At 49.3% G+C, this 14,100-nt stretch carries 12 protein-coding genes; 10 read left to right on the top strand and 2 right to left on the bottom strand.

Annotated features, from left to right (window positions below; genetic code table 11):
• Positions 1 to 18: 18 nt before the first annotated feature.
• From queA to yajC, 3 genes are read left to right on the top strand one after another with little or no spacing between them, the layout of a single operon-like run.
• Positions 19 to 1,047, top strand: a complete 1,029-nt coding sequence (gene queA, locus NST20_RS09635; RefSeq protein WP_342399352.1) for a tRNA preQ1(34) S-adenosylmethionine ribosyltransferase-isomerase QueA — start codon at positions 19 to 21, stop codon at positions 1,045 to 1,047.
• Positions 1,048 to 1,064: 17 nt separating this feature from the next.
• Positions 1,065 to 2,204 (top strand): tRNA guanosine(34) transglycosylase Tgt, encoded by a 1,140-nt coding sequence (gene tgt, locus NST20_RS09630; RefSeq protein WP_013859788.1) that lies wholly within the window; start codon positions 1,065 to 1,067, stop codon positions 2,202 to 2,204.
• A 29-nt stretch (positions 2,205 to 2,233) separates the two neighbouring features.
• On the top strand, positions 2,234 to 2,569 hold the full coding sequence (yajC, locus tag NST20_RS09625) for a preprotein translocase subunit YajC (protein WP_342399351.1): 336 nt from the start codon (positions 2,234 to 2,236) through the stop codon (positions 2,567 to 2,569).
• A gap of 30 nt (positions 2,570 to 2,599) precedes the next feature.
• On the opposite strand, the gene NST20_RS09620 is transcribed toward yajC, so the two are convergent.
• Positions 2,600 to 2,995, bottom strand: a complete 396-nt coding sequence (locus NST20_RS09620; protein ID WP_342399350.1) for a TIGR04086 family membrane protein — start codon at positions 2,993 to 2,995, stop codon at positions 2,600 to 2,602.
• Positions 2,996 to 3,138: 143 nt separating this feature from the next.
• On the opposite strand from NST20_RS09620, the gene NST20_RS09615 reads away from it, so the two are divergent.
• Positions 3,139 to 3,792 (top strand): DUF421 domain-containing protein, encoded by a 654-nt coding sequence (locus NST20_RS09615; protein WP_041819188.1) that lies wholly within the window; start codon positions 3,139 to 3,141, stop codon positions 3,790 to 3,792.
• Between the two features lie 34 nt (positions 3,793 to 3,826).
• Here the strand turns inward: NST20_RS09615 and spoVB are convergent, their stop codons facing one another.
• Positions 3,827 to 5,371: a stage V sporulation protein B gene (spoVB, locus tag NST20_RS09610; protein WP_041819186.1), complete on the bottom strand. Its 1,545-nt coding sequence runs from the start codon at positions 5,369 to 5,371 to the stop codon at positions 3,827 to 3,829.
• Positions 5,372 to 5,473: 102 nt separating this feature from the next.
• On the opposite strand from spoVB, the gene NST20_RS09605 reads away from it, so the two are divergent.
• From NST20_RS09605 to dtd, 6 genes are all read left to right on the top strand, one after another.
• Entirely contained in the window at positions 5,474 to 5,794 is a 321-nt protein-coding gene (locus NST20_RS09605; RefSeq protein WP_237348250.1) for a post-transcriptional regulator, read from the top strand.
• Positions 5,795 to 5,939: 145 nt separating this feature from the next.
• Complete coding sequence (gene secDF / locus NST20_RS09600) at positions 5,940 to 8,204, top strand: protein translocase subunit SecDF (RefSeq protein WP_342399349.1); 2,265 nt, start codon at positions 5,940 to 5,942, stop codon at positions 8,202 to 8,204.
• 88 nt (positions 8,205 to 8,292) lie between these two features.
• Positions 8,293 to 10,656, top strand: coding sequence for a single-stranded-DNA-specific exonuclease RecJ (gene recJ, locus NST20_RS09595; RefSeq protein WP_342399348.1), 2,364 nt, complete (start codon positions 8,293 to 8,295; stop codon positions 10,654 to 10,656).
• Positions 10,647 to 11,168 (top strand): adenine phosphoribosyltransferase, encoded by a 522-nt coding sequence (locus NST20_RS09590; RefSeq protein WP_013859780.1) that lies wholly within the window; start codon positions 10,647 to 10,649, stop codon positions 11,166 to 11,168. Before recJ ends, NST20_RS09590 begins: the two co-directional genes overlap by 10 nt.
• A gap of 221 nt (positions 11,169 to 11,389) precedes the next feature.
• Complete coding sequence (locus tag NST20_RS09585; RefSeq protein WP_019720840.1) at positions 11,390 to 13,579, top strand: bifunctional (p)ppGpp synthetase/guanosine-3',5'-bis(diphosphate) 3'-pyrophosphohydrolase; 2,190 nt, start codon at positions 11,390 to 11,392, stop codon at positions 13,577 to 13,579.
• 13 nt (positions 13,580 to 13,592) lie between these two features.
• Positions 13,593 to 14,033 (top strand): D-aminoacyl-tRNA deacylase, encoded by a 441-nt coding sequence (gene dtd / locus NST20_RS09580; RefSeq protein ID WP_342399347.1) that lies wholly within the window; start codon positions 13,593 to 13,595, stop codon positions 14,031 to 14,033.
• Positions 14,034 to 14,100 lie beyond the last annotated feature (67 nt).

Here is a 14,100-nt window from a genome sequence, read left to right as displayed (position 1 = left end):
AACGAAGGGGAAGCAACAATGAAACTCGATTTATTTGATTATAACCTGCCGGAAGAGCTGATTGCCCAAACGCCTTTAAAAAACCGTTCGGACAGCCGGCTGATGGTGCTGGATAAAAAAACAGGGGAAATTGAACACAGCGTATTTAAAAACATTACGCAATACCTGCGCCCGGGGGACTGCCTTGTCCTGAACAATACAAAAGTATTGCCGGCAAGGCTTTTCGGCATAAAAGACGAAACAGGCGCAAAAATTGAGGTACTGCTTTTAAAACAGCTCGAAGGAGACCGGTGGGAAACCCTTGTCAAACCGGCAAAACGTGTGAAAACAGGGACGGTTGTCCGGTTTGGCGACGGAAAGCTTTCCGCCGTTTGTGCGGAGGAGCTGGACCATGGCGGCCGGGTAATGAAATTCCAGTACGAAGGGATTTTTTACGAAGTGCTGAATGAACTCGGAAAAATGCCGCTGCCGCCCTATATTAAAGAACAGCTCGAGGACCAGGACCGCTATCAGACCGTGTATGCAAAAGAACCGGGTTCTGCCGCTGCGCCGACGGCCGGGCTCCATTTCACGGAAGCGTTATTGAAAAAAATTGAAGCAATGGGCGTGAAAATAGTCTATATTACGCTCCATGTCGGCCTTGGCACCTTCCGTCCCGTCAATGAGGAAAATATTGAAAACCATGATATGCATGCGGAATTTTACCAGGTATCAGAAGAAGCGGCCCGCACGATTATGGAAGTAAAAGAAAACGGCGGCCGTGTGGTCTCTGTCGGCACCACCTCCACCCGCACACTTGAAACGGTGGCAAGCGCCCATGGTGGAAAAATTGCCGCCTCAAGCGGATGGACGGATATTTTTATTTATCCGGGTTATCAATATAAAGCAATTGATGCCCTGATCACCAATTTCCACCTGCCGAAGTCGACGCTTATTATGATGGTAAGCGCATTGGCAGGGAGGGAAAATATTTTGCATGCCTACGAGACGGCGGTAAAAGAAAAATACCGTTTCTTCAGTTTCGGGGATGCGATGCTGATTAAATAGTGGAAGGAGCGCATCACTTGGCTGCCATTACTTATGAACTGATCAAAACGGAAAAACATACAGGCGCCCGCCTCGGAAAACTCCATACGCCGCATGGCACCTATGATACCCCGATGTTCATGCCGGTCGGAACGCTCGCCACGGTGAAGACGATGTCGCCGGAAGAATTGAAAACAATGGGGGCCGGCACCATTTTGAGCAATACATATCATTTGTGGCTGCGCCCCGGGCATGATATTGTTAAAGAGGCAGGCGGGCTGCACAAATTTATGAACTGGGACCAGGCGATCCTGACCGATTCAGGCGGGTTCCAGGTCTTCAGCTTGAGCAAGATCCGGGACATTACGGAAGAAGGCGTCCATTTCCGGAACCATTTAAACGGGGACAAGCTGTTTTTGTCTCCGGAAAAATCAATGGAAATCCAGAATGCGCTCGGTTCCGATATCATGATGGCATTCGATGAGTGCCCGCCGTACCCTGCTTCTTATGAATATATGAAACAGTCGGTGGAAAGGACAGCGCGCTGGGCGGAACGCTGTCTCCGTGCGCATGCGCGCCCCGGTGTGCAGGGCTTGTTCGGGATCGTACAGGGTGGCGCGTATGAAGATTTGCGGCTTGAAAGCGCAAATGCCCTTGTGTCGCTCGGCTTCCCGGGCTATGCGATCGGCGGCCTGTCCGTCGGCGAGCCGAAGGACGTGATGAACCGGATGCTCGCATTTACAACACCGCTGCTTCCGTCGGACAAGCCGCGTTATTTAATGGGGGTCGGTTCGCCCGATTCTTTGATTGACGGCGCCATCCGCGGCATTGACATGTTCGACTGCGTGCTGCCAACCCGGATTGCAAGGAACGGCACGGTGATGACATCAACCGGCCGGCTTGTTGTCAAAAACGCACAGTACGCCCGCGATTTCCGCCCGCTTGATGAGCATTGCGACTGTTATACATGCCGGCACTACTCACGCGCTTACATCCGGCATTTGATTAAATGTGGCGAAACTTTCGGAATTCGTCTGACCACTTACCATAATTTATATTTTTTGTTAAAATTAATGGAAAATGTAAGGCAGGCGATCCGCGAAGACCGGCTGCTTGATTTCAAGGAAGAATTTTTTGAGCAATACGGATTTAACCGTCCGGATGCAAAAAATTTCTAATACAAGCAACTTAAGAAGGGAGGATTCAGATGGCGTGGGCCCAGTTACTGCCTTTGGTGATTCTGTTTGTGCTGTTTTATTTCCTGCTCATCAGGCCACAGCAAAAAAGGCAGAAAAACATCCAGCAGATGCAGAGCAATCTGGCGAAAGGGGACAAAATTGTCACTATCGGCGGCTTGCATGCAACTGTGGATTCGATTGATGAAAATAAAGTCGTCTTAAGATGCGGCGATGGCACGCGGTTGACGTTTGACCGCTCGGCGATCCGTGAAGTGACGGAATCCGTTGCAGCGAAAAAAGCAAAAGCCGAAAGCCAGAAAGCAGACAAAACAGTGGCAGAAAAAAATGCCGGAGAAACGAAATAAAAAAAGCGCCGCGCGATGCGGCGCTTTTTTTCAGGATTCCCGTGACCTTCCTGAGAAGAGGTTGACCCCTAAAATGCCCCCCATTGCGGCGACAACAATATAGCAAGCATGGTAAATGGCTTGTTTCACCGTAAAGAGTTCATCATAACCAAGGTACTGGACGAGAAAAACAATCGCTGTGTAGAGGACCCCCGTCAAACTGCCGAGAAGCCACCCTTTCTTTTTCCCTTTTCCGCCCCCGACGAGCCCCCCGAGAAATAAACTGAAAAAAGAAATCATCGTGACCGCCATATGCAAAGCATGCTCCGTCATATCTGAAAACCGCAGAATCAGTGAAATCACGAGGCTTGATATGGCAAGCAGGACAAAAATGGCGCCCAGCCCGTAAACAAGGCCGATGCTATATTTTTGCGCTCCGATTTTCATTCTCCCCCTTTGGCAAGCTTTTTTCCTCAGTACAAGCATATGCCTGGAAACAGCAAAAAGAACCGGGCAAAAGATTTTTGAGAGTTTTTTAAGCATGCTGCGCATACTAAATACATGATTTTGACCGAACGGGGGGATTGGCGTTGGAAAATTTATTGATTATTTTTTTTCGGACACTGCTGATGTATTTTGCCATTCTTATTATTTTCCGGTTGATGGGAAAAAGGGAAATCGGCGAACTGAGCGTTTTGGATCTTGTTGTGTTTATCATGATCGGGGAGATGGCGGTCGTTGCCATTGAAAACCACAGTGAGCCCGTTGTAAATACCCTTTTGCCGATGGTTGTCCTGCTCGGCATCCAAATCGCGCTGGCGCTTTTCTCGCTCCGCAGCAACCGGATCCGCAAGCTGATTGACGGCAAGCCGAGCATTCTCATCAATAAAGGAAAAATCGATGAAAAAGAAATGCGCAAGCAGCGTTACAATTTTGACGACCTTTTGATGCAGCTCCGTTCAAAAGATATTGACAATATTGCGGATGTGGAATTTGCGATTCTGGAAACTTCCGGGCAGCTGTCAGTGGTGAAAAAAAGCAAAAACAAAAACAAACCGGCATCCTATACGGAACCGCTCATTGTCGGAGGGAAAATCCAGCAAAACAATTTAAAGAAAAGCAACAAGACCGAAGCATGGCTGCGCAGCGAGCTGCAAAAAAGAGGGTACGGGGATATCAGCCGGATTTCGTTTTGCAGTTATCAGGATGGCGAGTTTTATATTGATCTGGATGATGTGCAATAAGCCCGGCCGGAACATGCAGGGCCTATTGCTCTTTTTATAGCCATTTATTCAGGATCGGAACATACATGAGATCGGACCGGCGGATCAATTTTGTCATCACAAGCAGCAGAGCATAAACAGCCACGGTCAAACAAATGCCCGCTAAAAGCCGCAGGAAAGATGCGTCTTGCGCCATTATACCGGTGAACCACCAGTGCCCGAATGCGCCGGAAACGACCGAAACAGCCAGAAGCTTGGCCCAGTCATGGACATACAGGGTAAACTGGATTTTTTTCAAAACGGTTGCAAAATGAAGAAAGGTCACAAGCACCATTCCCGCCATGATGCCGATCGCGGCGCCGTTGATCCCGAACTCCGGTCGGGAAGCAAGGACAAAAATGGTGCCCAATTTCACGACTGCCCCGATGATGCTGTTGATCATCGCCGCTTTTGCCAGATCCATTGCCTGCAGTGCGGCCTGGAGCGGTGCCTGGCATGCTTGAAAAATAAAAAACGGCGCCATGATTTTGATAAACTGTGCCCCGTTTGCCGTCCCGTACATCGCCTGCATGAGCGGTTCCGCAAAGACATACAGGATGACAACCGAGATGCCGCCGGTTAAAAGGGAAAAACGCAATGCCTGCTGGAGCCTGTGTTCAACAAGCCTGGCATTTTTCCTTGAATTGGCTTCGCTGATCGCAGGCACAAGGGCGGTTGACAAGGAAACCGTCACAAAAGACGGCAGCATCAACAGCGGCATGGCAAAGCCGGTTAAAGAACCGTACTGTTTTGTCGCAAGATGTGAAGCGACACCGGCAAGGGCAAGGCAGTGGGAGACGACAATCGGCTCGAGGAACCAGGAGAAATTGCCGATCAGCCGGCTCCAGACGGTCGGAACCGCCACGCGCATCAGTTCGTAAAACGTGTCTTTCCCTGATTTTACGGCTTTGAAAAAATGTTTGCGGACGCGGATCTGCTTTTTCAATTTAAACATCGTAAACATATAAAGAAGGGATGACAGTTCGCCCAATATGGATGCAAACATTACGCCGGCTGCCGCATATTCAATCCCGTACGGCAGAAGCAAATTGGCAAAAAACGCAATCAGCATAATCCGCACACTTTGCTCGATGACCTGTGAGACGGCAAAAGGCTTCATGTTTTGCTTCCCCTGGAAATAGCCGCGCAATACAGCGGAAACCGCTACAATCGGGATAATTGGCGTGATGGCGGCAAGCGGGTAATAGACGCGCGGATCTGTGAATAAATGGTCAGCCAGATACGGCGCCAGTAAAATCAGCCCGGGCGTAAAAACGGCCGACAGCGAAATGGTAACCGTTAAGGAAATGACAAGGATCTTCTTGATTTTTACCCTGTCTCCGACCGCGTCTGCTTCGGCAATGCATTTCGAGATCGCGACCGGCAGCCCGAGCTGGGTTACCGTAATGACGAGCATTAAGGTCGGGAAAGCCATCTGATGGAGCCCGACGCCCGTTTCCCCGAGCGACCGGGCAATGACAATCCGGTTGATAAATCCAAGCACCCTTGTTACAAAACCTGCGGCGAGCAATATAATCGTTCCCCTTAAAAACTTGGACATTCTGTTAACCTGCCTTCTCAAATCTGCAATTTTCCTATACAATGATGTATATGCACGGTAATGGACAAGAATACATCAATGCTCAGGAAAGGGGCAGAACGTGTGAAGGACCGCCATCCGTATGAAAAATACTATAAAAAACTTGAACCTGCGGTTAAAAGCAAGGCGGAAGAACTGGCCGTCTTCGGCTACGGGTCTTTTGAAGCAAGGGATGTCTGGGAATATTTAATCCGGAAAGTGTGGAAAAATCCGGATCCGGCGCATGTCCGCATGTATGCGCTTGTTTCCGACGTTTTAACGGTTAAGCCCGGCGATTTGATGAGTTTTAAAACCGTGGAAGCTTACCGTTCGCCAAACTGGTTTGCCGAGCTGGACGAAAAGGAGTTGGATGCGCTTTTTAACGGGGACAAGACGGAAGAATAAGCGGGCAAATAAGCAAAACCGGCTGCATGCGGAATAATAAGAAAAATTGACACGCTTTTTGCCCTGCATCATAATAGAAATGATTCACGGGCGCATGCATTTTTTGGCATGTGATATGTTTTGATTCGCTAGGAGGCTGTACATAATGGTGAAAAGGAGCCGCATCGTTGCCTTCTTTCTCATTGTCCTGCTGTTTGCGGGATTAATAGGGGGAACGACGGATAAAGTTGTGAAAAAAATTAACCTTGGCCTTGATTTACGGGGCGGGTTTGAAGTGCTTTACAAAGTGGAACCGGTCAAAAAAGGGCAGAAGATTGATAAAGCCGCGCTTGCGGATACGGCAGCCGCTTTGGACCGGCGCGTGAATGCCCTTGGCGTCAGCGAACCGCAGATCTCAGTCGAAGGCAACAACCGGATCCGCGTCCAGCTTGCCGGGGTGAAAGACCAGAACGAAGCGAGAAAGATGCTTTCGACAACCGCGAACCTAACTTTCCGTGACGTCAATGACAAAGTGATGATGGACGGGACGGACCTTGTACAGGGTAAAGCGAAACAGTCATTTGACCAGAACGGCAAACCGGATGTTGTCCTGCAGTTAAAGAGCCGGAAAAAGTTTGCCAATGTCACGAAAAAAATCCTGGCGATGGCGCCGAACAACCAGCTTGTCATTTGGATGGACTTTCAAAAAGGCGATTCCTATAAAAAAGAAGTGGCAAAGAAAAATCCGAAATTTTTGTCAAACCCGACTGTAAATTCTGTTTTAAATACAGACCAGGTTGAAATTACCGGGAACTTTACGGTAAAAGAGGCGTCCAATCTTGCAGACCTGCTGAATGCAGGGGCGCTTCCGGTGAAGCTGCACGAAATCTATTCGACATCTGTCGGCGCGTCTTTCGGCCAGGAAGCGCTGCATGATACAATTCTTGCCGGAATAATCGGCGTTGCAGCCATTTTTCTCTTTATGATCGGCTACTACCGTTTTCCGGGTTTTATCGCATGCATTACGCTGTCCGTTTATATTTTCCTGATTTTGCTCGTTTACCGTTTAATGGGCGCGGTACTGACGCTTCCCGGGATTGCTGCGCTTGTCCTCGGGGTCGGGATGGCGGTCGACGCCAATATTATCACCTATGAGCGGATCAAAGAAGAACTGCGCGTCGGCAAAAGTGTGAAATCGGCGTTCCGGTCGGGGAACAAGTCATCGTTCGTGGCCATTTTTGATTCCAACATCACGACCATTCTTGCGGCCATCATTCTCTTTTATTTCGGGACAAGTTCAATCAGGGGATTTGCGACAACATTAATTATCAGTATTCTGCTGAGCTTTCTGACGGCTGTTTACGGTTCCAGATGGCTGCTCGGCCTCTGGGTAAACAGCAATTTCCTGAAAAAACGGCCGCACTGGTTCGGCGTGAAAAAATCGGCGATCCACGATATTGCTGAAAACGTTGATACGCATGATTTGAAAACAAAGTTTGACTGGTACGACTTTGTCAAGCACCGCAATATTTTCTTTGCGATTTCAGCTGTGCTGATCATCGGCGGGTTTATTCTCCTTTCGATTTTCAAACTGAATCTGAGCATTGATTTTTCGAGCGGGACGCGCATTGAAGTCAGTTCAAACCATGCGCTCAGCCAGCAGGAGATTCAGCGCGACCTCGACCATTTGCATTTGAAATCAGAAGATATTGTGATGCAGGGGGCCAACCGGCATCATGCCGTGATCCGGGTGAAAGGCTCGTTCAGCGACAAAGAGAAGAGCACAAAAATCAACCAGTATTTTACAGAGAAATACGGAAAGAGCCCGAGCATCAGCTCCGTTTCACCGACAGTCGGAAAAGAGCTGGCCTTAAGCGCCGTGTATTCTTTGCTGTTGGCGGCAGTCGGCATCATTATTTACGTGGCCTTCCGGTTTGAATGGAGAATGGGGGTTGCCTCCATCGTGGCGCTCTTCCATGACGCCTTTTTCATGATCGCCTTTTTCAGCATCACAAGGCTCGAGGTCGACGTCACCTTCATTGCGGCGGTCCTGACGATTGTCGGTTATTCCATCAACGACACGATTGTCACATTCGACCGGATCCGCGACAATTTAAACCGGCGGCGGAAAATTAAAACGGCGAAGGAAATCCATGATATTGTCAATGCCGGGATCCGCCAGACACTGGCCCGGTCGGTCAATACCGTTTTGACCGTGCTGATGACGTCCGTGGCTCTCGCCATTTTCGGCAGCGAATCGATCCGAAATTTCTCGATCGCGCTGATTGTCGGGTTAATTACCGGGACATACTCGTCTGTTTTCATTGCCGCACAAATCTGGTTTGTACTGAAAAAACGGCAGCTGAAAAAACACGGCTCCATTCTCATTCAAAAAGCGCGGCGCACCCGCGCGGATGAACCGCAAGTATAAGAAAAATGCAGGCGAAAAGCCTGCATTTTTTGTAATGACAGTTTTCCTCCGAAACGTTATAATAAAGTATTGTGAAAGAGGTGGGGATATGCTGCAGTCAAGAACAAGGTGGCGGGTGCCGGAAACCGATCCGGAGGCAGCCGCAACGATCTCGCAACAATTGAACGTTTCGCCACTTGTTTCAAAATTGCTTGTAAACCGCGGCATAACGGATGTTGAAGAAGCGCGGTCTTTTTTATTCCATGAAGGGGCAGAATACCATGATCCGTTTTTGCTGCATGATATGGAAAAAGCAGCCGCCCGTATCCGCGAAGCGATTAAAAGGGAAGAGCCGGTTCTCGTCTTCGGCGATTACGATGCGGACGGCGTAACGAGCACCGTGATCATGATGGCCGTTTTAAACGATCTTGGCGCCCGTGCGGAATTTTATATCCCGGACCGGTTTAAAGAGGGGTACGGGCCAAATGAGGCGGCTTTCCGGCGGGCGGCTGAAGAAGGATTCCAGCTGATCATTACCGTGGACACCGGTATTGCCGCTGTCCACGAAGCGGAAGTGGCCCGCGAACTGGGGATCCCGCTCATTATTACGGACCATCACGAACCCGGGCCGGTGTTGCCGGAAGCTTTTGCCATCGTCCATCCGAAGCATCCGGAAAGTACATACCCGTTCCGGGAACTGTCGGGCGCAGGCGTCGCTTTTAAAGTCGCCCATGCGCTGTACGGCAAAGTGCCGGAACAACTTGAAGAACTGGCCGCTATCGGGACGGTCGCGGATCTTGTGCCGCTTCTGGATGAAAACCGGCTGATTGCCGCAAACGGCATCAAACGGCTGAGAACAACAAAGCGGCCTGGGCTTGCGGCGCTGTGCCGGTGTGCGGATATCCGCCAGGAAGAGATTAACGAAGAAACAATCGGCTTTGTGCTCGCCCCCCGCTTAAATGCGGCCGGGCGCCTGCAACATGCGGCACCGGCAGCAGAACTGCTGATGACCGAAAACGCAGAAGAAGCCGGGATGCTCGCTGAAACGATTGACGGGCTCAATAAAGAACGGCAAAAAATCGTAAACGAGATGACAAATGAAGCAATCGAAATGGTGGAAGAAGAAGTGGAAAAGGGGGCGCGTGTCCTTGTTGTCGGGAAAGAAGGATGGAATGCCGGCGTAATCGGCATTGCCGCCTCGCGCCTTACAGAACGCTTTTACCGGCCTGCGATTGTGCTCAGCTTTGATCTGGAAACAGGGCTGGCAAAAGGATCGGCGCGCAGTATTGACGGCTTCCATATGTTTAACGAATTATCGAAATGCAGGGATATTTTGCCGCATTTTGGCGGACATCCGATGGCGGCGGGGATGACGCTTTCTTTATCCGATGTGGATGAACTGCGGCGCCGGCTGAACGAACAGGCCGCGGCATTGCCGGATGAGATGTTTGTGCCGGTTACGAACATCAGCGCTGAAATTTCCATAGAAGAAGCAGGGATGGAAGCGATCCGCGAAATGGCATTGCTCTCGCCGTTTGGCACGGCGAATCCGAAGCCGCTTCTGTTGCTGGATGGGGCCTATTGCCCGCAAATCCGGGCGATCGGCGCAGACGGGAAACATTTGAAATTGGCGCTTTCCAAAAACGGCACAACGCTCGATGGAGTCGGCTTCGGGCTCGGAAATCTTGCCCCGCATATTTCCCCTTCTGCCTGCATATCGGTTGTCGGGGAACTGTCCATCAATGAATGGAATAATATCCGCAAGCCGCAAATGATGGTCAAGGACATCAAAATCACAAACTGGCAATTGTTTGATTTCAGGGGCAACAGGCCTTTAAAGCAATGGGTCGGGCACGTCCCGGAAGATGGCCAGGCTTTTGTTGTGTTCCAAAAAGAAACATTGCGGAAACTGTCGCTGCCGGATTTTTCCGTCCGCCTTGTGCCGGTGGAGACAATGGAAGAGGCAAGGGCATTTGACCCGGCAAATAAAAATATTGTGTTTCTTGATCTTCCGCCAGGCCCGAAGATGATGGCGGTACTGCTTGAAGGCGGTGCGCCGGCCAGGATTTATGCGTATTTTTACCATGCCGGGAACCACTTTTTCAGCACGTTTCCGACGCGCGAACATTTTAAATGGTTTTACGCTTTTCTTGCAAAAAGGAAAACGTTCAACCTGAAGCGGCACGGGGATGAGCTGGCGGCTTACCGCGGCTGGTCGAGAAATACGATCGATTTTATTTCGCAGGTGTTTTTTGAACTTGATTTTGTTACAATAAAGGATGGATTTATTTCCCTGAAAGCAGCCAAACAAAAACGCGATTTAAAGGAATCTTTTACGTATCAGAAAAAACTGGCACAATATCAAATGGAAAAGGACCTGCTGTACTCATCTTTCCATGAGCTGAAGATGTGGTTTGACCAAATGATCAAGCCTGCTGTACAGTATGAGGAGGAAACAGCAAAATGGATTTAAAACAATATATTGCACTCGTCCCCGACTGGCCTAAGAAAGGCGTGATGTTTAAGGATGTGACGCCTTTGATGAATGATGGAGAGGCGTTTAAATATGCAACGGACCAGATCGTCCAGTATGCGAAAGACAAACATATTGATCTCGTCGTCGGCCCTGAAGCGCGCGGCTTTATTATCGGCTGCCCGGTCGCATACGAACTTGGCGTCGGCTTTGCCCCGGTCCGCAAAGAAGGCAAGCTGCCGCGGGAAACGATCCGTGCGGAATATGATCTCGAATACGGGAAAGCGGTGCTCACGATCCATAAAGATGCGATCAGGCCAGGCCAGCGCGTTTTGGTTACGGACGATCTTTTGGCAACAGGCGGCACGATGGAAGCAACCATCCGGCTTGTTGAAGAACTGGGCGGGGTTGTAGCCGGCCTTGCTTTTTTAATTGAACTGAATTATTTGCACGGCCGCGATAAATTGAAGGGCTATGATATCCTCACCCTGATGGAATACGAGAATGAATAAACTGTAAGGAAATCGGCAAAATTGTCGGTTTCTTTATTTATCCTTCATCCGGATGAAATGACGGGATGGTTTTGTCTGTACCGGGAAAAACCGTCTTTTTTCGCCAAATTTCTTCCATTCTGTGTCATTTGCTTTACAATCTTCTTTTTTTTCATGATAATAATGACAATATGATATTGCAATCATCGATTCATATATTCCAGTTTAAAGGTGATTTTTTTATGGCGAATGACCGAATAATGACCGCCGAAGACGTCATTGACAGGACAAAACAATATTTAAACGACGAACATGTTGAAATGGTGCGGCATGCCTGTGCGTTCGCCAGTAAAGCGCATGAAGGCCAGAAGCGCAAATCGGGGGAGCCGTATATCATTCACCCGATTCAGGTTGCTGGGATACTGGCGGATTTGGAGATGGATCCTTCAACGGTTGCAGCAGGTTTTCTGCATGACGTTGTGGAAGATACAGATGTGACACTTGACGAACTCCGTGAAGAATTTAACGATGAAGTGGCGATGCTTGTTGACGGGGTAACGAAACTCGGGAAGATTAAGTATAAATCGCACGAAGAGCAGCAGGCGGAAAACCACCGGAAAATGTTTGTCGCGATGGCGCAGGATATCCGCGTCATTTTGATCAAACTCGCAGACCGGCTGCACAATATGCGCACATTGAAACATCTTCCCCCCGAAAAACAGCGGCGGATCGCGAATGAAACGCTCGAAATTTTTGCGCCGCTCGCCCACCGCCTCGGCATTTCCGCCATCAAATGGGAGCTTGAGGACACCTCGCTCCGTTATTTAAATCCCCAGCAATACTACCGGATTGTGAATTTGATGAAGCGGAAGCGCGCCGAGCGTGAACAGTACCTGCAAAATGTCATTGAAGAAGTGAAGGAACGGCTTGCGGATATTCGCATCAAATCGGAAATTTCCGGCAGGCCGAAGCATATTTATTCAATTTACCGGAAAATGGTCCAGCAGCATAAGCAATTTAACGAAATTTATGACTTGCTTGCCGTAAGGATTATTGTGAAAAGCATCAAAGACTGTTATGCTGTGCTCGGTGTGATCCATACATGCTGGAAACCGATGCCGGGCCGGTTTAAAGACTATATTGCAATGCCAAAGCCGAACATGTACCAGTCGCTCCATACGACGGTGATCGGGCCAAAAGGCGAACCGCTTGAAGTGCAGATCCGGACGTTTGAAATGCACCGCATTGCCGAATACGGGGTTGCCGCACACTGGGCATATAAAGAAGGAAAAACGGTCAATGAGAAAACGTCTTTTGAGAAAAAATTGTCGTGGTTCCGCGAAATTCTAGAATTTCAAAATGACACCAATAATGCGGAAGAATTCATGGAATCGCTGAAAATCGACCTGTTTTCCGACATGGTGTTTGTCTTTACGCCTAAAGGGGATGTCATTGAACTGCCGTCCGGGTCCGTCCCAATTGATTTTGCCTACCGGATCCACTCGGAAATCGGCAACAAGACGATCGGCGCGAAAGTCAACGGCAAAATGGTGACGCTCGATTACCAGTTAAAAACCGGCGATATTGTCGAAATTCTCACTTCAAAACACTCATACGGGCCGAGCCTCGACTGGGTGAACCTTGCCCAGACATCGCAGGCGAAAAACAAAATCCGCCAGTTTTTCAAACGCCAGCGGAAAGAAGAAAATATTGAAAAAGGCCGCGAGATGGTGGAAAAAGAAATCCGGGCGATGGAATTCGACGTAAAAGAAGTGATGGCAGCCGACAATATCAAAAGAGTTGCCGAAAAATTTAATTTTGCCAATGAAGATGATATGTATGCTGCTGTCGGGTACAACGGGATCACCGCAAGCCAAATCGCCAACCGGCTGACGGAAAAATGGCGGAAGCAGCGGGATTCCGAAGAAACGATTAAGGAGATTGTCTCCGAGCAGAAACCGGCCGCAAAGCACCGGAAAAAGGATGCAGGCGTACACGTGAAGGGCGTCGACAATTTACTGATCCGCCTTTCGAAATGTTGCAACCCGGTGCCGGGCGATGAAATTGTCGGCTTTATCACGAAAGGCAGAGGCGTTTCCGTCCACCGTGCCGACTGCCCGAACGTGCAGAACGAAGAGGCGCAAAACCGGCTTATCCCGGTCGAATGGGAAACGGATGCGGCCGACCGGAAAGAGTATAATGTCGACATTGAAATTACCGGGTACGACCGCCGCGGCCTGCTCAATGAAGTCCTGCAGGTGGTCAATGAAACGAAAACGAATATTTCAGCCGTCAGCGGGCGCACTGACCGCAACAAAATGGCTACGATTATCATGTCGATCTCCATTCAGAACATTAGCCATCTGCACCGGGTCGTGGAAAGAATTAAACATATTCCGGATATTTATTCAGTCAGAAGGATCATGAGTTAAAGGAGCCAGAAAAATGCGGGTTGTTTTGCAGCGCAGTAAGGAAGCAAGCGTCACTGTTGGCGGGGAAGTGGCAGGAAGCATTACAAAAGGCTTTGTTCTCCTCGTCGGCGTAACGCACGAAGATACCGAAAAAGATGCAACCTATCTCGCCGAAAAAATCGTTCATCTCCGCGTGTTTGAAGATGAACAGGGAAAAATGAACTTGTCGCTTTTGGATACCGGAGGGGAAATCTTGTCGGTTTCCCAGTTTACTTTGTACGGTGATTGCCGGAAAGGGCGGCGCCCGAATTTTATGGCGGCGGCAAAGCCCGGACAGGCAGAACAGCTTTACCATCTGTTTAATCAGAAGCTGGAAGAAAAAGGTGTCCATGTCGAAACCGGCAGATTCGGGGAGATGATGGATGTCCGGCTGACAAATGACGGGCCGGTTACGCTCATTTTGGAAAGCAAATAAACAGCCAAAACCCCGAAAAAACCGGGGTTTTTTCTTTTCACAAAATAAAAACGTTTCCAAAAAAGTT

It is taken from the genome of Weizmannia sp. FSL W8-0676, assembly GCF_038593015.1.
GTDB lineage: Bacteria > Bacillota > Bacilli > Bacillales > Bacillaceae_C > Weizmannia > Weizmannia coagulans.
This window is presented reverse-complemented; position numbering and strand designations above follow the sequence as displayed.